The sequence below is a fragment of the Paenibacillus cucumis (ex Kampfer et al. 2016) genome (genome assembly GCF_019748695.1).
In the GTDB taxonomy this organism is placed as follows: Bacteria; Bacillota; Bacilli; order Paenibacillales; family Paenibacillaceae; genus Paenibacillus; species Paenibacillus polysaccharolyticus.
The window spans coordinates 340,766-363,177 of the sequence record NZ_JACLIC010000023.1 but is presented as its reverse complement, the minus strand read 5'-3'; the positions used below and the strand labels follow the sequence as shown (position 1 = coordinate 363,177).

At 47.6% G+C, this 22,412-nt stretch carries 23 protein-coding genes; 2 read left to right on the top strand and 21 right to left on the bottom strand.

Annotated elements, in window-relative coordinates; genetic code table 11:
• Positions 1-461: 461 nt before the first annotated feature.
• The 5 genes from H7T88_RS14975 to H7T88_RS14955 all read right to left on the bottom strand — a co-directional run bounded on the left by H7T88_RS14975 (position 462) and on the right by H7T88_RS14955 (position 5,864).
• Entirely contained in the window at positions 462-749 is a 288-nt protein-coding gene (locus tag H7T88_RS14975) for a stage VI sporulation protein F (RefSeq protein ID WP_145331903.1), read from the bottom strand.
• A 106-nt stretch (positions 750-855) separates the two neighbouring features.
• Complete coding sequence (recG, locus tag H7T88_RS14970) at positions 856-2,901, bottom strand: ATP-dependent DNA helicase RecG (protein WP_221789063.1); 2,046 nt, start codon at positions 2,899-2,901, stop codon at positions 856-858.
• 10 nt (positions 2,902-2,911) lie between these two features.
• Positions 2,912-3,775, bottom strand: a complete 864-nt coding sequence (gene fakB, locus H7T88_RS14965) for a fatty acid kinase binding subunit FakB (RefSeq protein WP_221789061.1) — start codon at positions 3,773-3,775, stop codon at positions 2,912-2,914.
• A gap of 101 nt (positions 3,776-3,876) precedes the next feature.
• Complete coding sequence (fakA, locus tag H7T88_RS14960) at positions 3,877-5,676, bottom strand: fatty acid kinase ATP-binding subunit FakA (protein WP_154983135.1); 1,800 nt, start codon at positions 5,674-5,676, stop codon at positions 3,877-3,879.
• Entirely contained in the window at positions 5,673-5,864 is a 192-nt protein-coding gene (locus H7T88_RS14955) for a hypothetical protein (protein WP_154888327.1), read from the bottom strand. Before H7T88_RS14955 ends, fakA begins: the two co-directional genes overlap by 4 nt.
• Positions 5,865-5,909: 45 nt before the next feature.
• Between H7T88_RS14955 and H7T88_RS14950 the strand changes: the two genes are divergently transcribed.
• Together H7T88_RS14950 and rpmB are read left to right on the top strand one after the other, a co-directional pair.
• Positions 5,910-6,086, top strand: coding sequence for a hypothetical protein (locus H7T88_RS14950; RefSeq protein WP_186809620.1), 177 nt, complete (start codon positions 5,910-5,912; stop codon positions 6,084-6,086).
• 226 nt (positions 6,087-6,312) lie between these two features.
• Positions 6,313-6,501 carry a 50S ribosomal protein L28 gene (gene rpmB, locus H7T88_RS14945; RefSeq protein WP_024631107.1) on the top strand — a complete coding sequence of 63 codons (189 nt, stop codon included), beginning with the start codon at positions 6,313-6,315 and terminating at the stop codon, positions 6,499-6,501.
• A 190-nt stretch (positions 6,502-6,691) separates the two neighbouring features.
• Here rpmB and spoVM read toward each other — a convergent pair whose 3' ends face one another.
• The 16 genes from spoVM to H7T88_RS14865 form a co-directional block, all read right to left on the bottom strand.
• On the bottom strand, positions 6,692-6,772 hold the full coding sequence (spoVM, locus tag H7T88_RS14940) for a stage V sporulation protein SpoVM (RefSeq protein WP_019424875.1): 81 nt from the start codon (positions 6,770-6,772) through the stop codon (positions 6,692-6,694).
• A 165-nt stretch (positions 6,773-6,937) separates the two neighbouring features.
• The gene (locus H7T88_RS14935) at positions 6,938-7,189 is read right to left on the bottom strand and encodes a hypothetical protein (protein ID WP_090923633.1); all 252 of its coding nucleotides are present in this window, start codon (positions 7,187-7,189) and stop codon (positions 6,938-6,940) included.
• Positions 7,190-7,192: 3 nt separating this feature from the next.
• Positions 7,193-7,852, bottom strand: a complete 660-nt coding sequence (gene rpe, locus H7T88_RS14930) for a ribulose-phosphate 3-epimerase (RefSeq protein ID WP_090923634.1) — start codon at positions 7,850-7,852, stop codon at positions 7,193-7,195.
• A 1-nt stretch (position 7,853) separates the two neighbouring features.
• Positions 7,854-8,771: a ribosome small subunit-dependent GTPase A gene (gene rsgA / locus H7T88_RS14925; protein WP_221789059.1), complete on the bottom strand. Its 918-nt coding sequence runs from the start codon at positions 8,769-8,771 to the stop codon at positions 7,854-7,856.
• A 60-nt stretch (positions 8,772-8,831) separates the two neighbouring features.
• On the bottom strand, positions 8,832-11,042 hold the full coding sequence (gene pknB, locus H7T88_RS14920) for a Stk1 family PASTA domain-containing Ser/Thr kinase (protein WP_221789058.1): 2,211 nt from the start codon (positions 11,040-11,042) through the stop codon (positions 8,832-8,834).
• Positions 11,039-11,815: a Stp1/IreP family PP2C-type Ser/Thr phosphatase gene (locus H7T88_RS14915; protein ID WP_154888323.1), complete on the bottom strand. Its 777-nt coding sequence runs from the start codon at positions 11,813-11,815 to the stop codon at positions 11,039-11,041. The genes pknB and H7T88_RS14915 overlap by 4 nt, the downstream gene beginning before the upstream one ends.
• Before the next feature lie 7 nt (positions 11,816-11,822).
• The gene (gene rlmN, locus H7T88_RS14910) at positions 11,823-12,863 is read right to left on the bottom strand and encodes a dual-specificity RNA methyltransferase RlmN (RefSeq protein WP_090923780.1); all 1,041 of its coding nucleotides are present in this window, start codon (positions 12,861-12,863) and stop codon (positions 11,823-11,825) included.
• Between the two features lie 270 nt (positions 12,864-13,133).
• A complete protein-coding gene (gene rsmB / locus H7T88_RS14905) occupies positions 13,134-14,630 on the bottom strand; it encodes a 16S rRNA (cytosine(967)-C(5))-methyltransferase RsmB (protein WP_221789057.1) in 1,497 nt (498 codons plus the stop codon).
• Entirely contained in the window at positions 14,627-15,586 is a 960-nt protein-coding gene (fmt, locus tag H7T88_RS14900) for a methionyl-tRNA formyltransferase (RefSeq protein WP_154888319.1), read from the bottom strand. Before fmt ends, rsmB begins: the two co-directional genes overlap by 4 nt.
• A 12-nt stretch (positions 15,587-15,598) precedes the next feature.
• Positions 15,599-16,087 carry a peptide deformylase gene (def, locus tag H7T88_RS14895; protein ID WP_154957711.1) on the bottom strand — a complete coding sequence of 163 codons (489 nt, stop codon included), beginning with the start codon at positions 16,085-16,087 and terminating at the stop codon, positions 15,599-15,601.
• A gap of 126 nt (positions 16,088-16,213) precedes the next feature.
• On the bottom strand, positions 16,214-18,763 hold the full coding sequence (gene priA, locus H7T88_RS14890; protein WP_154983138.1) for a primosomal protein N': 2,550 nt from the start codon (positions 18,761-18,763) through the stop codon (positions 16,214-16,216).
• Positions 18,764-18,766: 3 nt separating this feature from the next.
• Positions 18,767-20,080 carry a bifunctional phosphopantothenoylcysteine decarboxylase/phosphopantothenate--cysteine ligase CoaBC gene (gene coaBC, locus H7T88_RS14885; RefSeq protein WP_221789056.1) on the bottom strand — a complete coding sequence of 438 codons (1,314 nt, stop codon included), beginning with the start codon at positions 20,078-20,080 and terminating at the stop codon, positions 18,767-18,769.
• Between the two features lie 153 nt (positions 20,081-20,233).
• Entirely contained in the window at positions 20,234-20,446 is a 213-nt protein-coding gene (gene rpoZ, locus H7T88_RS14880) for a DNA-directed RNA polymerase subunit omega (protein WP_090923643.1), read from the bottom strand.
• Between the two features lie 163 nt (positions 20,447-20,609).
• Entirely contained in the window at positions 20,610-21,182 is a 573-nt protein-coding gene (gene gmk / locus H7T88_RS14875; RefSeq protein ID WP_154888312.1) for a guanylate kinase, read from the bottom strand.
• A gap of 13 nt (positions 21,183-21,195) precedes the next feature.
• Positions 21,196-21,456, bottom strand: coding sequence for an extracellular matrix/biofilm regulator RemA (remA, locus tag H7T88_RS14870; RefSeq protein ID WP_006209218.1), 261 nt, complete (start codon positions 21,454-21,456; stop codon positions 21,196-21,198).
• A 51-nt stretch (positions 21,457-21,507) separates the two neighbouring features.
• Entirely contained in the window at positions 21,508-22,407 is a 900-nt protein-coding gene (locus H7T88_RS14865; protein ID WP_090923645.1) for a YicC/YloC family endoribonuclease, read from the bottom strand.
• Between the last annotated feature and the right edge of the window lie 5 nt (positions 22,408-22,412).

Below are 22,412 nucleotides of genomic sequence, written 5' to 3'. Positions count from 1 at the left end.
CTCAGCATCGTAAATATTTCCAATCTAACTTCCTCTACATCTATCAAAAAATAACATAACCTGGTAACTGTAATACATCTTGCATCTCATACTGCGAAGTTATCAATACCCCGCTCGTATGCCGCGGTCTTCCCTTCCAAGTGAGGAAAACAGAAATTATCTTCTCTAAAAATCCAAAAAGGCATTTCATCAAGTCACACATGACTGATGAAACACCCTTCTTTACATTACCATACTCTTTTGAATGTAATGCGGCTTTTCAAAAAATTCAGTTTGCAAATTAACGGAGAGAGCAGAACCAATCTGAAGAAGCGAAGCGGGCGCCTTTATTACCGGATTTTACCCTTATAAAGGGTAATTCCAAAAAATCCGGGGATAACAGCGCTCGGAAGATGGTACTGCACTCGGAGTGTCCCGTGTAAACCCCTATATGTTTTGAAGTAACCCCATCACATTCAACCTTACCTGAACATACCCCACAGCTTAATCAAATGAAACGTATTGTTCGGATCAATCTTCTGCGCGATCACAAAAGTAACAAATTGCTCCTCCTGTGCAGGCGAGAAGTTCTCATTCATAATGACTGCCGACGATTTAATGAGCCGACGCACCTTCGCTTTATCCTGCAGATCGGCCTTCGTTACGCCATCGATCAGCTTTTTAATCCGCTCTTTGACCGCAGGATTTTTCATCTTAAGTTTGATCCGCTCCACCAGCTGCGGACTAATTCCATATTGTTGGTAACCCAAAACGTACAGCACCTCCCAAGAAATGAACTCACTTCTTATTCATATGTCGGGAGGGCTTGTTCACTTGTCACTTTTTACAAAACATGCCTTAAAACACATCCAGCGCTTAATCGATCAGATCGCCCTTGAACACCTGCTGTTGCTGAAGAAAATCACGGAGTGGTGTATAGTCAACAGACGTCCAGAATGTAGCATCCGCAATCAGATCAGATACATCATCCCGAGCCTGCTCCAGTATAGCGAAATCCGCCACCATATCGGCCAGACGGAATTCAGGTAACCCGCTCTGCTTCGTGCCAAAGAAATCGCCAGGCCCCCGCAGATCCAAATCACGCCGTGACACCTCGAATCCATCCTCGGTTTCGGTCATGACCTTCATGCGTTCCTGCCCGACCTCTGTCTTCGGATCAGCAATAAGCACACAATAGGATGCATGAGCACCACGTCCAACACGACCGCGAAGTTGGTGCAACTGGGACAAACCAAAACGGTCTGCGTCCATAATCACCATTAGAGTAGCGTTAGGCACATCCACCCCGACTTCTACCACCGTGGTAGACACCAGTAGCTGAATGTCATTGCTGTAAAATTCACGCATCATTTCTTCTTTTTCCGCAGCTGTCATGCGCCCATGGAGAAGTCCCACTTTGTATTTGGGGAAGTTCTGCTGCATCTGCACATGCAGGTCAATCGCATTTTGCACATCAAGCTTTTCCGATTCCTCGATCAGTGGGCAAATCAGATAAGCCTGACGTCCCTGATCTACCTCTCTCGAAATAAAACCGAGCACTCGCTCCATCATGTCGTGCTTCACCCAATACGTGGATATCGGAATCCGTCCCTTCGGCCGCTCCGATATCGTCGACACCTCAATATCACCAAAAGCCGTAATCGCAAGTGTCCGGGGAATCGGCGTAGCAGTCATCGTTAATACGTCAGGATTAAAGCCTTTACGTCTCAAAACGCTGCGCTGATTCACCCCGAAGCGATGCTGCTCGTCCGTCACCACAAGGCCCAGCTCCCGGAAAAAGACATCTTCCTGAATCAGGGCGTGTGTGCCCACAACAATATCCAGCATCCCCATCTGCAATGAGGCGATCAAGTCCTTGCGTTTGCGCCCGTTGACACTGCCCGTTAACAGACCCACCGTCACACCAAAAGGCTCAAACAGCTTCTGCAAGGAACGCATATGCTGTTCCGCCAGAATCTCAGTTGGCACCATAAGTGCTCCCTGAAAGCCGGAGCGCACCGTCGTATAAAGTGCAATGGCTGCGATCACCGTTTTACCAGAACCTACATCGCCTTGCAGCAACCGATTCATCGCATAGGGTGAACGCATATCATGCAATATTTCAAGTTCCACCTTCTTCTGCGCATCTGTCAACTCAAATGGCAAACTACGTACAAACTCTCGAATCGTCGTATTGTCCGTTGTATGTACCATGCCATCCATTCGGTTTCGATTTAACGCACGAAACGCCTGCATTTTAAGTTGGAACAAAAATAACTCCTCATAGACCATGCGCTGTCTGGCTCGCTGACCTTCCTGATTATCTTGCGGACGGTGAATACCGGCTATTGCCTGCTTGCGTGGCATCAGATTATATTTTTTAATCAATGCCTGTGGTAAAATCTCCGGAATCATCTCACCGTACTGAGTCAGTCCCTGGTTAATCGTCTTGCGCATCCATTGCTGCGTGACCTTGCCCGTGACGGAATATACCGGTTGCAGTGTGCCTGAACGTCCATCGCCTTTATCCGGGAATTCCGAATCAGATACGGTAAGCTGCATACGCTTTTGTTCCCATTTTCCGGTAAGCACAATTTCCCGGTTGGGTGTAAGCTGGTCCTTGAGAAAATGGCGGTTAAACCACGTTGCTGTAATCATCCACTCTTCCGTCATAATCTTGCAAGTCAGACGGGACTTTTTACCGTAACGTTGCAACACCGGAACACCCATAACCTGACCTTGTACCGTAATTTTGTCTCCGTCTTTTACCTCACTAAGCGAACGCAGACGATAATCTTCATAACGAAACGGATAATACTCCAGCAAGTCTTTCACACTAGAGATGCCAAAGGCGTGAAGCTCTCCCTCTTTGAGAGCACTCACGCCGTTAATTTGCTTGACTGATATTTCTTCCAAGTTCATATCTAATCCCTCATTCCGGAACAGGCCACATAAAGATAGCAATAACACCGGGCCCCACGTGACTGCCAATAACGGCCCCGATGTTCGTATAGATCACTTCATTCAATGTAAAATGACCTCGTAACTGTTCCGCACAAGCCTCTGCTGACGCGGGGTCGGCCGTATGACCTACCGCCAGGTTGACTCGCTTTCCAGCCAGATCCCTCTGGAACAGTTCAATAATACGTGCCATAGCCTTTTTATGACCTCTGACTTTCTCTACGGCGTAGATTACGCCTTCTTCATCGATAGACAGGATCGGTTTGATATTTAATAGCGTTCCCAAGATCGCTGAAGCTTTGCCAATCCGTCCACCTTTCTGCAGATACTCCAGCGTATCCACCAGAAAAAACAGTTTACGGGATTGTTGCATTGCCTTCACAGCAACTGCAATCTCAGTAACAGACTTACCTTGTTCAGCAAGCTCGGCAGCATGTACAACCATTAGACCATACCCGTAGGAAGCCGATTTTGAATCAATGATTGTTAGATCCGCTTCCCGTTCCAGTAGAGACTTGCCGAGCATCGCCGATTGATACGTACCACTCATGCCCGAAGACAAGTGTATAGATACGATAGGTCTGTCCGGGTTTTCGTCCAGCAAACGCTGGTACACATCCATAAAATCGGTAGGAGAAGGCTGTGAAGTCGTAGGCAGGACTGCGCTCTGCCTTAACTTATCGTAAAACTGCTCCGAAGTCAGTTCCACTCCATCCGCATAGTTTTCTTCCCCAAACAACACACGCAAGGGAACCACATGTATACCGTATTTACGAATCAGTTCCTCAGGAATATCCGCCGTACTGTCCGTTACAATCGCAACCTTGTGGCTCACAGGCTCTCCTCCTCTTCACATCAAGTGCTATCATGCATGTTTAACAAGTCATTCGTCCAGCGTCTAAAATCAATAGTGATTGGCTTGTGAAACAACCGCAATTAGGACTCTACAGAGAACAGATAATAGTACACGGGCTGTCCTCCCTGATGTACCTCGACTTCCGCGTCAGGATACTGCTCTTCCAGCCATGCAACAAGAGAAGAAGTAATCTCAGCGTCAGCCTCTTCCCCCTCAAGAACCGTAACCACTTCATCTCCGCTCTCCATCATCTGCCCAAGCAGACCTTCACAAGCATGAAGCATGCTCTCATCTGTCGCAACAATTTTGGAGTTATAGATTCCGATATAATTTCCGGCTTTGATATCCAGTTCATCATATTGTGTATCCCGAACGGCATGTGTCACTTGTCCGGACTGCACGCGGCTAATGGCCTCCAGCATCTGTTCACGATTCGTTTCTGCAGACTCATCCTCTTGGAAAGCAAATGCCGCTGCCATCCCTTGTGGAATCGTCTTGCTTGGAATAACCGTAATCCGACGCTCATCCTCCAGCAATTCACGAGCTTGTTCAGCTGCAAGAACGATGTTGGAGTTGTTCGGTAAAATAAAGATTTGATCCGCCGCAATCGAACGAACGGCTTTTACAAAGTCTTCTGTGCTTGGGTTCATCGTCTGACCACCAGACATCACCACATCTACACCCAGACTTTTGAAAATTTCCGCAATGCCGTCACCGGAAGAAACCGCAATAAAGCCGTAAGGTGCCATTTCATCAGCCGGAAGCACCGCTTCTTCCAATGTGCTTGTCTTCTCATGCGGAATGTCAGCAAAGAGATCAGGTGAAGCTGCAATATCCATGCCTGCGCTCAGCAGGTCCCGGTGCTGTTCACGCATATTGAGAATATGAATCTGTGTAATCTCTCCATACTTCAAAGCCAGATTTAATACATCACCAGGTGTCTTGGAATGCACATGCACCTTAATCACTTCATCGTCTGCAATGATGATGATCGAATCTCCATTTATTGACAACGATTTACGGAACGACTCTTCATCAAATGTTGCTCCTGCATTCTCACCAAGCTCACGATTGATGAAAAACTCCATGTCGTACAGGAATTCAATATCTTCTGTTTCCAATCTTGCCTGAGCTGACAAAGGCATCTCGGGCGTAATTACTTGTGCCGCCTTCGTTGCAACTGGCTCGATTGCAGGCGTTTTCACCGGTGTTACTGCTGAAGAAGCAGATTCTTTTTGCAGTGAGGCACGTGAACTACCGTCTGTTTTCAATAGCACGTCCATAAAACCTTCATAAATATATACAAGACCCTGACCACCCGAATCCACCACACCGACCTGCTTTAAAACAGGCAGCAACTCTGGAGTCATCGCCAGCGCTTCTTTTGCTTTTAATAGAACTTCATTCATTAATTCAGTGATATCATTCGTCCGTCTTGCATAGTAGCTGGCATGTTTAGCCGCTTCTTTAGCTACGGTAAGAATGGTTCCCTCCACAGGTTTAACTACAGCTTTGTATGCTGCGTCAACACCATTTTGCAGGGCGGCTGCGAATTGAATCGTATTCAATTCTTCATAAGGAGCTGCTGAACGGCTGAATCCACGGAACAATTGGGATAAAATAACCCCTGAATTTCCTCGCGCGCCCATAAGCAAGCCCTTCGACAGTATTGCGGCAGCTTCACCGATGGAAGCAGAGCTCTTTCTTTTGATCTCTGCAACACCAGCAGTCATTGTCAAATTCATATTTGTTCCCGTGTCACCATCCGGCACAGGGAAAACATTCAGGGAATTGACATGTTCTGCGTGCTGCCCTAGTTGTTCCGCTCCGGCGAGAACCATTGCGGTGAAATCTGTTCCATTTAAAGAACGTATACTCAAGTGAGAATTCCCCTTCCTAGCTTGATACACGAACAACTTGCACCAAGAATCAATTTGGTCTGTTCATGCGCTAACGCGGCTGCGTTATTCTTCGTCCATACCTTGTCCGGCACAGGCATATAATACAACATGTCAGCCGGATAAACGGTCTGGGCGGCCGGGCTACCAATATCCTGCATTCTCTGCAACCCGTTATGCGGGCATAGGGATATGCACCGGTATCAGAAGCCGACATGAATGCCGCATGGAGACTGGTGCCAATGATGGAATGCCGCATCTCACAGCGTTGCCAAAAAAGCAAACCTCCAACCTCTACGTACGGTTTTTTCTCCGGCTTCCCGCGGCAACAGCCTATTCATGGCTGTATTATGGACTATTCAACATTGTACTATATTAGACAAGAGAAATAAATAAAGTTTTTGGATCAGTTGACGAAGCTTTTTTGATTATGATATTATATTTAAGTATTGTTTTATGCAGGTTAAGTAATGGAAATGATCCGGCCATGCCGGCTTGAACAACCCATTAGCTACTGAAGCCTGACCTTTAGGATCAGGTAAGAACAATTAAGTCCTTATGGAATGACGTTTGTCTCTCCCAAAGGCACTGGTTATTTTAGGATAGGAGGTGTAATCTATGTCTCGCAAATGTTATGTGACAGGTAAGAAACCGGGCACCGGTAACCACGTATCCCACGCTAACAACCGTAACCGTCGTTCTTGGGGCGTAAACGTTCAGAAGGTTCGTATTCTCGTGAACGGCAAACCAAAACGTGTATACGTAAGCACCCGTGCACTGAAAGCCGGTAAAGTGACTCGCGTATAATCACGCAAAGCTACTATAAATCGGGTAAGCAAAAAGCACCTTGTTCCTTGCAGGTGCTTTTTTGGTGTTCCAAAAAGCACATGTCCAACACACAGGAATGGCCGCCGCATGGCACATCATACAGATCTGGTTCTCCAGATGAGCGTGGAGCCAAAACGGCGGTATTCGACTAACTGTGCTGTTAATCAGATCAGTTCTTTTGAAACGTATTCAGGATCGCCTTTACAAACCCTCCCAAAAACTTCGGCAGTTTGAATGTGTAAAATTTCATACTTCACCCTCCCCATCATGCTCATGCATCCGCCGTATCCTATGCTTCAGGCCTTTTTCACCCAAACACGACAAAAAAGGCTACATGAGAAACCTGCTCATGTAACCATATTTATGCGGAACCTGCTGTCCCTATTCCACAATGACAAGCCTGAGATCAGCCCATTTACGTTTGAGTAGGGATGTACTGATAAACAGCGATCATAAAAACACTCATGAGATAATACAGTATGCTGAAAATGACAAAAGTAATCCGATGTCCCTTCCGATCAAACTTTCGGAAATACATGATAACTACGGCAACCCCAATTAATGACGTGAGCGCATTAAATGGAGCCTGGAGAACTGAAAACAGTGCAAGCACCAAGCCCGTAATCATGCTTCCCGCCATTGTCAGCAATGTCTCTTTAAAAGTCATGAATTAACCCTCGTAACTGCTACGAATCTCGGCAATGGCAGCAGCGCGGTCTTCACGTCCGAATACGGCACTACCAGCGACCAGAACATCAGCACCAGCTTCCACAACGAGTGGAGCTGTATCTGCAGCAATACCGCCGTCTACCTCGATATGTACGTCATGGCGTCCTCTTTCGTTCAGCCATGTACGAATCTGCTTGATTTTGTTCATCGTACCGGAAATAAATGCTTGTCCGCCAAAACCAGGATTCACCGTCATGACAAGAACCATATCTACATCGTCCAGTACTTCCTGAATTGCACTTGCTGGAGTACCAGGATTAAGAGCAACGCCTGCCATAATTCCCTGCTCTTTAATGAGATGAATGACACGGTGCAGATGCACGCACGCCTCAGCATGAACTGTAATCACCGCTGCGCCGGCTTTAGCGAACTCTTCCACGTACCGTTCCGGATTCTCAATCATTAGATGAACGTCAAGCGGCAATGTTGTATGAGGTGCAATGGCCTTAACAATAGCAGGACCGAGTGTAATATTAGGAACGAAGTGCCCGTCCATAACGTCAACATGAATCCAATCTCCGCCTGCTGCTTGTGCTTCGGCAACCTCTGCACCTAATTTGGCGAAGTCAGCCGATAATATTGATGGGGCAATTTTAATCATATTAATACCTCCGCTTCTTATCTTTCATTTCTGTCAGGAACTGAACATAATGCTGATATCGACTTTCGGAGACCAGACCTTCCTCCTTGGCTGTCAGCACTTTACAACCTGGTTCATGCGTATGTGTACAACCACGGAACTTACACTGATCAGCAAACTGAGCAAACTCTCGGAAACATGTGGATAATTCCTCCACACCAATCTCCAGAAAGTCCAACTGGCTGAATCCCGGTGTATCCGCAACAAATCCGCCATTATCGAGTGGAATGAGTTCCACATGTCTGGTCGTATGTTTACCGCGCCCAAGACGCATGCTGATTGCACTCGTCTCTAGGGTGAGTCCTGGCATCAATGCGTTCAGCATCGATGATTTGCCAACACCAGACTGACCGGAAAACACGCTGATCTTGCCCGCAAGGCGTTCTCTAAGCAGCTCACTGCCTTCTCCAGTCCGCGAACTGGTTGATATGACTTCGTAGCCTATCTGTTCGTACATCGCCTTCACTTCAGCCACGATGTTCCGATCCTCAGCTTCTGGATCAATCAAATCCTGTTTCGTCAGCACGATAAGGGCATCAAGTCCAGCTTGCTCAATATGCACGAGGAACTTATCCAGGAGATTCAGGTTCATATCGGGCTCTTTGACCGAAAATAGCAAAACAGCCAAGCTGACGTTTGCCACCGGCGGACGAATTAACTCGGTCTCTCGCTTGTGAATCTCATCAACGGTTCCTTCCCCATTCTCCGTGAGCATGTAGCTTACACGGTCACCAACAAGCGGAGAAGTGCCTCTTTTGCGAAAAATCCCCCTGGCTCTGCATTGAACGGCGGAACCTTCAACCGAAGGAACCCCGTTGTCTTCTACCGGCATGACATAGTAGTAACCACTTAACGCTTTAACGATGATACCTTCTGGCACAGCTCCGTCGCCCTCCTTCAGATGAGTAATATTCTTTCCTTACGTCAGCATAAGCCGTCCTTATGGACGGCCTGATGCGTTGATAACTCCTTTTTTCTTATCCTCTTTATGCTTGCCTGGACCTTTATCCGTCTTCATTGCTGAAGTGTCGCCTTCCTGATTATCCCCTTCTCCATCAGCCGGGGTGGAGTCAGGTTCTTTTTCCTGACCACTATCTACGCTGCCTTCATTGTCGCCATTCCCTGGATCAGGGGTATTGGCTGGCGGTGCTTGCGTGTTCTGTTCAGGGTCGATGGAAGGTACATTCACTGTACCGTTCTTCGCTTCACTGTAAGACACAACATACGTATCCAGGAATTTACCATCACGATAAACGGACACAGCGCCATTTTCATTCGGTGCGAGTACAAGCGGTATCGTCAAGACTTGAGCGGAATTGATTGTACGTGTGCCCCACTCCTGATTTTTGCCGCGTGCATCTTCAAAGGTGATACGAATTTTACTGTTTTTCCCTGCTTCTTTTGGTGATACATTGATATTAAAAGAATACTCCAGAGCCTGATCCGGATATCCTGTGCTGATAAAAATCGTGATCTTGTCGCCAGGATTCACATCGGTTCCTGCTTCCACAGGCCATTGCTGGGTAACTTTTCCCTTTTCTACAGTGTAGCTGGATTCCTCCTGTACCTGTCCAAGCACAAGTCCCTTCTCTTTCAGCATCTGTTCTGCTTCACTGCGCGTATGATTTTTCAGATCAGGCATTTTGACCGTTTCAGTGCCCTTGCTTACGGTTAACTCAATCTCAACAGCTTCAGGATCAAATTCTTCGTTCACACCTGGTGTCTGAGAAATGACTTCACCTGAAGGAACTTCATTGGAAAACTCGTCCTTACGTTTGATTTGGTCTTCCTTAAGACCGAGTGCAGTCAAATTTTTGACGGCCTCTGTATATGGAATACCTTTAACATCAATCATTTTCACCAATTCTTTTTCAGCGCCAACACTTAGCTGAACCTCAGTGCCCTTTTTGACCACATCGCCTTCATTCCTGCTCTGGTCAAAGACAATGCCTGGTTCTACATTTTCTTTGTACTGTCGAATGACTTCATTGCTCACCACCAAGCCCTGTTCCTCCAGCAGTTGGCGGGCTTTTTCTTCTGTCTGATTGACTACGTTAGGCACCGTTACCTCAGGTACAACAAGCATACCTTTGACATACCATACCACTCCGACCATGGCGATCAGGATAAGAACCGTCAAGGATATGATAAGCGTTGGTTTTTTCCAGTTTTTCTGCTTCGGTTTACCTGCGTTCTGTTCCTGATCTGTTTCCATCACAGGTACCGCTCCAGTAGACTTCATTCCACGCGGTTCCGGTTTGATGGCTGGCATTACACGTGTCTGATCAATGTCATCCTCATCCGGAAAATCAACCTTGGACTCATTGCGACGCTCTGGCATGAGACATGTTTCCAGATCATGCTGCATTTCTTTCGCAGATTGATATCGCTCCTGCGGATTTTTACGCATGGATTTCAGAATGACATTTTCCACACTTTGCGGAATGAGCGGATTGAATTTGCGTGGTTCATCAAACTCTTCCTGCAAATGTTTCAAGGCTACACTAATCGGACTTTCCCCGAGAAATGGAAGCTGTCCTGTAAGCATTTGATAAAGTACAATTCCAAGAGAATATAAGTCCGACTTCTCTCCAGTCACAATACCCTTGGCATGCTCTGGTGAGAAATAATGTACTGAGCCCACGACAGAGCCAGTCTGTGTGATCGTTGTAGAGGTAACAGCACGCGCGATCCCGAAATCTGTTACTTTTACCCGGCCATTCCGGCCAATTAATATGTTATGCGGTTTAATGTCCCGGTGAATAATCTGATTATGATGGGCGTGATCCAGTGCATCCGCGATCTGAGAAGCAATGTGTACCGCTTCGTCGACCTGCAAAGGCGCACGTTCCTTAATAATTTCATTTAGATTTTTGCCTTCAACGTACTCCATAACAATATAATGAACGTCATCTTCCTGACCCACATCATAGATGCTGACGACATTCGGATGTGAGAGCGATGCAGCTGATTGTGCCTCTCTCCGGAAACGGCGAATAAACTCTTCATCATGAACAAACTGTTGTCTGAGCACTTTAATTGCCACATTTCGGTTTAAGAGCAAATCCTGGGCTTTGTAAACCAGAGCCATGCCGCCACCACCGACACGCTCAATGACTTCATAGCGTCCGCCTAGCTGATGCCCAATCATGACTCACACCCCGTTTCCACTTGTGGGGCGTCTTGCTGCTGAGGCTCAAATAAAGCGACAGTGATATTATCGTCTCCTCCAGCAAGCAATGCCAGCTGTAGCAGTCGATCTGCACGATCTTCCAGTGGAAGGTCAAGATTGCCTGCAACCTGAATAATCTGCTCATTGCTGACCAGGTTACTGAGTCCGTCACTGCAGAGAAGCAGTACTTCCCCCTCTTCCAATCGAACAGCGTCCATATCCACCTTCACTTCAGCATCTGTGCCAAGTGCCCGGGTAAGCACATTGCGACGTGGATGGTGAGATACGTCCTCCTTGCTAATCTGACCATTTTTGTACAATTCATTCACCAGTGTGTGGTCTTCGGTCAGCTGGAATACTTCCTTACCTGCAATTTTGTATGCACGGCTGTCCCCGATATGTCCAATCACACCTTCCGCATCATTTAACAGAGCGGCGACAACTGTCGTCCCCATATTATGATACTTATCGTCCGTGGATGCAGTGCGGAATATGACCTCATTCGCATGAAGAATCGCATCGCTAAGCGCAGCTGACAAGGAAGCATGGGACAAACCTGGCTCAAGTGTTGCCAGATCCTGTACCAACGTCTCCACTGCAAGGCGGCTTGCCGTATCACCAGCAAGATGTCCACCCATGCCGTCTGCAACGATTCCCAGAATATATCCTGTATCCAGATTCCGAATCCAGGCTGAATCTTCATTCACCGAACGTACTCGTCCGATATGGCTCACATGAACTGTTTTGATCAAAACGCTCTCACCTCAACTCCATATGCTTTGCACGAAGCTGGCCGCAAGCGGCAGCAATATCATGTCCCTGTTCACGGCGAATCGTTACATTAACTCCCTGTTCCGAGAGAATTCTCTGGAAGTTAAAAATATCACTTCTTGATGTTCTAACATATTTGCGCTCAGGCACATGGTTAACCGGGATCAGGTTGACATGGCATAACATGTTTTTGAGCACACTTGCCAGTTCTGCCGCATGCTCCGGCTGGTCGTTCACACCGCCGATCAATGCGTACTCAAACGTAATTCTTCGGCCTGTCTTGGCCAGATAATAACGGAGAGACTCCATCACATCATCAAATGGGAAACGACGGTTCACCGGCATCAGTTTCGAACGCAAGGCATCATTTGGTGCGTGAATCGAAATAGCCAGATTGATTTGCGTGTCTTCATCTGCAAACTTGTAGATGTTCGGCACGATTCCACTTGTAGAGACAGTGATATGACGCTGACCAATATTCAGACCTTTTTCGTGAATCATAATCCGTAAAAACGTCATCGTTGCTTCATAGTTTTCAAATGGTTCACCCGAACCCATGATCACGATGCTGCTGACACGTTCACCGCGCTCATCCAGAATTTTCTGAGCCTGTACAACCTGAGCAACGATCTCCCCGGCTGTCAGGTTACGTTTCAGTCCCCCGAGCGTGGATGCACAGAACGTACAACCAATCCGGCAACCAACCTGCGTTGTTACACAGATGCTGTTCCCGTAGTTATGTTTCATAATAACCGTTTCAATCGCATGATCATCATGCAGACCAAATAGGAATTTCACCGTGCCATCCTTGGACTCGAACTTCGTAATTTCCTTAAGAGTTACGAATTCAAACTGCTCTGCGAGCTTCTCGCGTAGCGTCTTGGAGAGATTGGTCATTTCACTAAAATCATTAACACGTTTCACATAAATCCAGTCAAAGATCTGACCGCCGCGAAACGCTGGTTCCCCGTTCTCCACAGCCCATTGCTGCAGTTGCTCCAGGGAAAAATCGTATATAAAAGGTTTCATTTTGTTTTCAACACCTATTCCTTTTTTCTTTTCATTTGCACTTCTTTTGCTTTCCATCGTTTTACTGCATTCGTCCTATTCTATCACAAACGGCACTTTACATCCATGTATACCCTGGAGACCCGTTCTTCATGCATTATAACATCTCACTGTTACCATCGCATCCTGACATCGTTTTATAAACGAGTTAGTAATCACCAAGTGGCCTCTCACAAAGAAATCCGCCGAGGGTTTTCCTCGGCGGCCTTCCTTTAGTGCTCTATTAAACGTTTAATTGACCGTTCTTGTCAACCTTGCGATGTAGAAACCGTCACTGTGAGCGTATTGTGGCAAAATCTGAACACCACCATTCACAGCCTTCCATTCCCTGCTTCCTGGCTGTGACCATGCGGATGTTTCGATAGCCTTATACTCTGGATGACGATCCAAAAAGTCCGCTACCATATCCTCGTTCTCTGCCGATTCAATGGTACACGTGCTGTATACCAAAATGCCACCCGGTTTGAGCAATGGCGCAACGCAATCCAGAAGTTCTCGTTGCAAACTGGAGATATCTTCGATGTCGGATGAGGATTTAGTCCACTTCACATCCGGCTTGCGACGAATGACTCCTAGACCTGAGCAAGGTGCATCCAGCAAAATCCGGTCAAACGAAGACTCGGCATATCGCTTGTCTAGATCAAGCGCATCCCCGGTTACCGCATCAATGCAGCTTAATCCAAGACGTTCAGCCTGATCCAAAATAAGCTCGCGTTTATGGGCATGAACATCGTTAGCTATAATGCGTCCACGGTCCCGCATTTTCTCTGCGATATGAGCTGTCTTGCCGCCAGGTGCTGCACAACAGTCCAGCACCTTTTGTCCCTCTTCCGGCGCTACGGCTTCAGCGACCAGCATAGAACTTTCGTCCTGAACCGAGAAAAGCCCATCGCGGTACCAGGACGTTAGAGCCATATTGCCACCGCTTCGAACCAGAATGCCATCTGGGCTAAGATGCGAAGCTTCAACCACAGCTCCCGAGCTTACCATTTCCTCCATCAGCTTGTCCCGTGTTGTCATCGTCGTATTCACACGTATACTCACTGCTGGAGGTTCATTATTCGCACGACAGATGGCCTCAGTTGTCTCTTCCCCATATTGAGCAATCCACCGCTCCACCATCCACAGCGGGTGAGAATGCTCCAGTGAGATCCGTTCAGCTACCGGCAGATGCGAGGGAACATGCAACTGCTCCTTGTTTCGAATCATATTCCGCAGCACACCGTTAACCATACCTGAGATTCCCTGATGACCAAGTTTCTTAGCCAGGTTCACTGCTTCGCTGACGACGGCATGTTCCGGAATTCGATCCAGGTAGATCAATTGATACGCACTGATCCGAAGCAAACTACGCACCCAAGGCTGTAACTTTGCTGTTCCTTTGGCAACAAAACGCTCCAGATAATAATCCAGCGTGTTTCGTCTTGCAATCGTTCCATACACCAGTTCCGTAGCGAGTCCTGCATCAGCAGAACTAAGATCTGCTTCTTTGAGACGGCGGTTCAGTTCCAGATTGCTGTATGCTCCGTCCTGCTCCACCGCACTCAGTACCTTGACAGCGAGTGCACGAGCAGATGTCTTCGGTTTCTGCGAACGATCATGAGTCTGGCTTCCCTTAGCAGAAGAGCCTTTGCTAGTCTGACGAAGATTCGCGGGGCCTCCTGCGTTTCCGTTGCCTGCTCCTTTGCGTTCTTTTCCTGAAGAATGTCCTGATCTTGAAGTACTCATCGCAGCACCATACCAGGTTTCAATGTTCCACCGCGAGCAAAGTCAGCAGCTTGCATTACTTTTTTGCCAGCGGGTTGTACTTCTGTCAGCCACAAAGAACCATTGCCTGTCTTGATTTCTATGCCTGATTTGTTCAATTGCAACACGGTTCCAGGCTCGGCTTGTCCAGCACTGGAAACAGATGAAGCTTCATTCGCCACCTGATCTGGATTGCACGCTGCCCAAACTTTAAATACCTGTTCATCCCACATCGTGAATGCACCCGAAAAAGGAACAAGACCACGAATCTGATTGAACAATTCACGGGATGTACGATTCCAGTCCATCTTCTCGTCTTCCCGTGTCAGATTACGAGCATAGGAAGCTTCCTCATCATTCTGTGGAACAGCTGTCGTTTCGCCTGCGATGAGACGTGGCATCTCCGCTTGGAGCAACTTGGAGCCGGCCTCACTTAATTTGACAAACATCGTGCCGGATGTATCTTCATCCGTGATTGGTACTTCCACACGAGAGATCATATCCCCGGTATCCAGACCTTCTGCCATATACATCAACGTGACCCCTGTGACGGATTCTCCGTTAATGATAGAACGTTGTATCGGAGCGCCTCCGCGATATTTAGGCAGAAGAGATCCATGCACGTTCACACAGCCGCGAACCGGCATATCCAACACCGCTTTGGGAAGAATCTGTCCAAATGCGGCAGTGACGATCAAATCCGGTTTCCATTCCGCAAGGCGGGCTACCGCTTCCGGATCACGAAGTTTGACAGGCTGAAACACCGGCAGACCGTGGCGTTCAGCTGCGGCCTTAACCGGTGTAGGTGTAAGCACTTTTTTTCTTCCCTGCGGTTTATCCGGCTGTGTTACCACGCCTACCACATGGTATCCTTCCGCCATCAACATATCCAGAGAAGGAACGGCAAATTCAGGTGTTCCCATAAAGACAATATTCAAATCGATCACTCCTTAATTGCGACGCGGTCCAGTTTGCTCTGGGGTAATTTCATATACTTTTTCAGCGATATCTGTGAAGAGCACACCGTCCAAATGGTCAATTTCGTGCTGAAACGCACGGGATAGCAAACCGGTTCCTGTAATAATCAACTCTTTACCTTCACGATCGAGGCCTTTAACGGTCACTGTCTCAAAACGACGAACATCACCGTTAATTCCAGGAATACTCAGACATCCTTCAGGTCCGAACTGTTCTCCTTCACTGGAAATGATCTCCGGGTTAATCATTTTGATCAGCCCTTGCTCATCTCCTGCATCAATCACAATCAAACGTTTCAAAATACCGACTTGCGGAGCTGCAAGACCTACCCCTTCTGCGTCGTACATCGTGTCTGCCATATCATCAAGCAACTTTTGCACATTAGGTGTAACTTTGGTAACTTCCTTGGCTCTTTTGTGAAGCACCTCATCTGGTTCTTTAACGATAATACGAATCGACATGTTGTAAGCACCTTCCCAATTCTCATCATAGTTTCTAGGCAATAATCTCTATTTCGTTGTTCATTTAATCTATGTTTATACCGCTTGTTCACATCCACATTTTCGCATCAAAATGCTATAAAATGTCTACATTAACATCTGCGGATCTACATCAAGGCTAATGAGCAGCTTCTGGGCCTGAACATCATCGTCCATGTGCCGGGCCGTTGCCAGAGCCAGGCCGATGGCATCCACATCCCCACGCCATTTTATCATACATTGGAATCGGTATCTATTCTTGATCCTTGGAATTGGAGAAGCTACAGGCCCAAGCACATCAAAGGCTTCGTTACTGAAACGGTCCAGACTGCCCAGCCATCCAGCAGCATTCGCCTTTTCTTTCAGCAATCGGGTATAGTTTTCAGCCAATCGAATCAGTACAGGAAGTTGTTCATGGGAGAAGGTTACCAGAATCAGACGACAGTATGGCGGATACTGTAAATTTCTCCGATGTAGCAATTCCTCCTTCACAAAGGATACATAGTCATGCTGGCTTGCATGTCCAATGGAGTAGTGTTCTGGCGTGTAAGACTGTACAAATACTTCACCCGGTAATTGATGGCGACCCGCTCGGCCTGCCACTTGTGTCAGCAGTTGGAAGGTTTTCTCGGCAGCACGGAAATCAGGCAAGTTAAGAGCTGAATCCGCGGTGATGACTCCAACGAGCGTCACATCAGGGAAATCGAGCCCCTTGGCAACCATCTGGGTTCCAAGTAACACATCGGCTTTTTTCTCCCGAAACTGTTTTAACAGCTTCTCATGCGCGCCTTTCTCCGTTGTTGTATCCACATCCATACGGATTACTCGTATCCCTGGAAACAGCTTGGCCAGTTCCTCTTCAACCCGTTGCGTTCCTGTACCAAAGTAGCGAATATGCTCACTTCCACAATCCGGGCACGTTTCGGGCGCCGCTTCTGCATACCCGCAATAGTGACAGCGTAAATTGTTGGAACGCTGATGATATGTCAAAGAGATGTCACATTCAGGACAGCCCGCCACATATCCACAGCTTCGGCACATCACAAAGGTTGAATATCCGCGCCGATTCAGCAGCAGCACCGTCTGTTCTCCGCGCTCCAAGCGCTCTTCCAACCCTTTGTGTAACGCTCTGCTGAACATGGAACGATTGCCATCCTTCAGTTCTTCACGCATATCGATGATTCGTACAGCTGGCAGATTGTTGCCAAGCGCCCTTGTAGGCATTTCAAGCAAGAGAGGAGCAAAATCATCATTGCTTTGCGAACGCGCAGCATAATAACTTTCCAACGAAGGCGTAGCCGAACCCAGAACCACCACGGCCTGATGTTGTTGCGCTCTTTTGACAGCTACATCACGCGCATGGTATTTCGGCGTTTCTTCCTGTTTATAGGAAGTCTCATGTTCTTCATCCATAATAATCAGTCCCAGACGGCTGAATGGAGCAAATACCGCAGAGCGGGCACCAATCGCAACTTTCACCTGACCTTCCCTGATTTTACGCCATTCATCATAACGTTCACCGCCGGAAAGACGACTGTGCATGACCGCAACCTGATCACCAAAACGTCCTTTGAAGCGCTCCACCATCTGTGGAGTAAGAGCAATCTCGGGCACCAGCACGATGGCCTGTCTGTCCTGATTGATGCACTGTTGAATCGTCTGCAGATATACTTCCGTTTTACCACTTCCGGTAACACCATGCAAAAGAAATACACCATGACGCTGTTCCTGCAACCGACCGTTGATACTGCTGTATACGCCTTGTTGCTCGTCTGTCAATTTCAGTGGTTCTGTCGGTTTAAAACGTCTTCCCTGATACGGATCGCGGAATACTTCCACGTCCTCTGTTACAACCAAGCCTTTTTCCTCAAGCCCCTTAATCGTTGCTGCCGAAACTTGAAGCGTAGACAATACTTCCTTCAAAGGCATGGGCAGCAAATCCTTCATCTCCAGCAAAAAAGAAAGAATTTCCTTCTGCCGTTGTGCCTTTGACGGGAACGAAGACAACGCTTCTTCCGCGACAGCGATATCCACAGCCAGATTTACGGACTTCATCGTTTTTTTATTCAGCTTATCCTTAATCGCCTGACTTTCCAAAAGCACACCGCCGAGCAACAGCTTTTTGATCAAGGCTGCATGGTTGGGGTATTTTCGGCTTAATTGTTGCAGCGGAACCTGCCCCCGGCTTTTGACAAAACGGATAATATCCTGCTGTACCTTCTCGGTTGTCGATTCCTCTCCCCACATAAACAGAACGTCCTCGTTAGAAGATTCACCTCCAACATGTCCATCCAGTGCATCACCTAGCGAAATGTAGCGCTCCGCTTTTCCTTTCAGCGCGGTTGGCACCATCACTTGCAAGGACAAAATCCGATTGCTCGCATATCGCTCGCTCATCCATTCCGCCAGTTCCACCAGATCCTTCGATAGTGGCGGCACGATATCCAGTAGCTCCTGAATAGGTTTTAGCTTAAATGATTCTTCTCCCGTACGGGGAACCAGATCAACGACGAACCCTTGCACGGTGCGATGTCCAAAAGGTACACCTACCCTGCTCCCCACCTCAATCCATTCCTTCATGGAGTCGGGCACCAGATAATCAAAAGGCCGGTCGGTCTGCTTCACAGGCACATCGACAATGACCTTGGCAATCTCCATCTTCTAATTCCTCCCGGCAATGCGCTCCGCCGCAATTCGGAGCAAACGATGTGCCACTTCTTCCTTGGACATCAGCTCAAGCTCCTCTACCAACCCATCACGGTCATAAATATGCACCGCATTGGTGTCTGTTCCAAATCCTGCTCCCGAACGGGTGACATCATTGGCTACGATCAGATCACAATTTTTCCGTTCCAGTTTCTCACGTGCATACATCTCGAGCGACTGGGTCTCGGCAGCAAAACCAATCAAATACTGATGGGTTTTCCGTTTACCCAGCGTCTCCAAAATATCTATATTTTTCACAAGTTCGAGCGACAACGTGTCGCCTTTTTTCTTGATTTTTTCCATGTAAACTTCTTTCGGGCGATAATCAGCCACAGCGGCTGCCTTAATGACGATATCCGCACCATCCCACTCACGGGATACTGCCTCATACATGTCCTGGGCAGACTGTACAGGTATGATCTCTACATTTTCTGGCGGCTGTGCCTGTGTATTCCCCATAACAAGCTTCACATCAGCCCCAAGATCCCGTGCAACAGTGGCGATGGCAAATCCCATTTTTCCGGATGAATCATTCGTAATATAACGAACCGGATCAATGCGCTCGATCGTACCGCCAGCGGTAACCACGACCTTTTTACCATTTAAGAGCGAATCCTGCCCTAACATCACGCTGTGCAACGACTCTTGAGTTCCTGGCTGCGCACCACCTTGTGCAACAGTTGTAAACCAGGTCTGTTCTGAAGGTTTTACCGATACCGCACCACGCTGTGCAAAAAAACGCTCTACCACATCCACAATGGTCTCCGGTTCTTCCAGGCGCCCCTTGCCTACATATCCGCAAGCCAGAAGTCCTTCACCCGGTTCAATCATCAATGTGCCCCGTTCAGCCAGCAGATTCATATTGTGTTGCACCGCCGGATGATCATACATGTGCACATTCATGGCAGGAGCAATCATCACTGGTGCAGTAGTAGCAAGCAGGGTCGTAGTTAGCATATCGTCAGCCATCCCGTGTGCCATCTTGGCAATGACATTCGCTGTTGCCGGAGCGACCAGCACCAAATCAGCCATGTCTGCGAGATTAATATGAGAGACCACCGCTGGCTCACGTTCATCGAATGTATCTGTATATACTGCGTTTCGGGTCAACGTTTGCAGCGTTAATTCGGTAATAAACTGTGTCGCCGAAGCGGTCATGATGACGTGAACATCCGCTCCCTTTTGCACCAGTTTGCTGCATAATGTTGCTGCTTTATAAGCTGCAATGCCCCCTGTTACGCCAAGCACGATTTTTTTACCGTTCAACATGTTCAATATCCCCCGATAATGTTAAGACATCAATACAAGTTCAATACAAGTTCATCTATATGATCAAGGCTTATTCGTAAAAAAATAACAACCTTTCGGTTGTCAAAATGATTTCGGCTATCGCCGTATGCAGTTGAAGAGCAGCCCTGGGGCTTACTCTTCTTCTTCGTCCTGCCCTTTAATCACAACAAGGTGATCACCATAAATCTCTTCCAAAGCAACGCCAACCTGTTTATGGGACTTTGCGTTTCTCAGCTCTGTTTTTTCGCCTTCACGAAGCTGTCTCGCACGGCGGGAAGCAGCAACAACCAGGGAATACTTGCTGTCAACTTTGTTCATCATTTCATCAATTGAAGGATACAGCATATTAACAAAACACCTCTTTGCTTTAGTATAATCACAAGTTGCCGCCGGACAGAACCTGATGTTGCGTGTCCTCACGTAGAAGCAGCAGTCCAGAATGAACCTCAACCTTAACATGATATGACAACTGCCCCATGAATATCGCTGTACGCGGCGGCAAAAGGGATTATTTATTGATCTTACAATGTTCGGCGATAATGATGCTTTCTATTCGTTTGCAAGCCGAATCAATCTCATCATTAACCACGGCATAGTCATAGTGCTCGAGCAGATTGATCTCATCGACTGCTACAGACATCCGGTGATCAATCGTCGCTTGACTTTCCGTGCCCCGTCCTTGAATACGATCCTTCAACTCATCCAAAGAAGGAGGAAGCAGGAAAACAAAAATTCCTTCAGGGAATTTCTCCTTCACTTTAAGTGCACCCTGAACCTCAATCTCCAAGATAATATCTCGGCCTTCGTTGATCGTTTTCTCCACAAAATTACGCGGAGTGCCGTAATAATTGCCCACATACTCTGCATGTTCCAGCAGTTGATCCTCGGCAATCATTCTCAAAAACTCATCATGAGAGTGGAAAAAATAGTTCACTCCATGCTCTTCACCCAAACGTGGCTGACGAGTGGTTGCTGAAACCGAATAAGTCAGATTCGGCACCCGTTGGCGCAACGCACTGCATACTGTACCCTTCCCGACCCCAGATGGGCCGGACAACACTATCAGTAATCCCTTAGACATATTACACTCCATTTTATTCGTCGTTATCATCATCTTTCGAGGAAAGACGATGGGCGACCGTTTCAGGCTGAACTGCAGACAGAATAACATGATCACTATCCGTAATGATTACGGCACGTGTACGTCTTCCATACGTTGCATCAATCAGCATGTGACGATCTCTAGCCTCTTGTATAATTCTCTTGATCGGCGCCGATTCCGGACTCACGATGGATATAATCCGGTTCGCCGATACGATGTTACCGAATCCAATGTTAATGAGTTTGATTGCCATAATCAGGTTCTTCCCCCTATACATGCGACTCTTTTGCCGAAATTTAGCCGTTCATTCGATGTTCGCCGCTTGCTCACGAATCTTCTCCAGCTCCGCTTTCATCTCGACAACACGGTTCACCAGAGCCAAGTGGTTGGCTTTTGATCCAATCGTATTAACCTCGCGATTCATCTCCTGAATCAGGAAGTCCAACTTGCGGCCTACCGATTCCTCGCTCTTCAACAATTCTCTACATTGTCCAAAGTGGCTGAGTAAACGCGTAAGCTCCTCTTCAATGTTGGAACGATCAGCAAAGACTGCGATTTCCATACCCAATTTATGCTCATCAAAAGGGAAAGAGCCGTCCTCCTGTAACTCCGTAAGACGCTGTCTCAACTTGTTGCGGTAATCGCTCACCACAGTGGGTGCAAGTGCAAGCATCTCGGTGTGTAGTGACTCCAGACGGGTAATCCGCCGTTCCAGATCATTGGCCAGATGAAGACCTTCACGAGCGCGCATCTGCTCCAAACTGGACAGAGCTTCGTTCAACCCAGCCTGCAGAACCTGCTCCCACTCGTCTTTTTGTTCCTCTTGGATGGGGCTTGTCCCATCCGGTTGAACCATGACATCCGGCAAACCTAGCATATCCACAATACTTGGCTTGCCCTGCATTCCAAATTGAGACTCAAGCCGCTCTGCAGCCTGCAGATAGGCCCTGACCGCCTGCTCATTCAGAACAGCGGGGAGAGCCTGGTCTTCCTCTTTTTCTTTCATTACATAAACATCAATCCGCCCACGCTTCAAGCGGCCCTGTACGATCTTTCTCAAACCATCTTCATAATACGTCCACTCTCTCGGCAAACGCATCATCACTTCGCAATAACGATGATTGACTGATTTGATCTCCAATTGTACCTTGTAGCCGCCAAAATGAAAGGCGGATTGACCGTATCCGGTCATACTGAATGACATCGGCA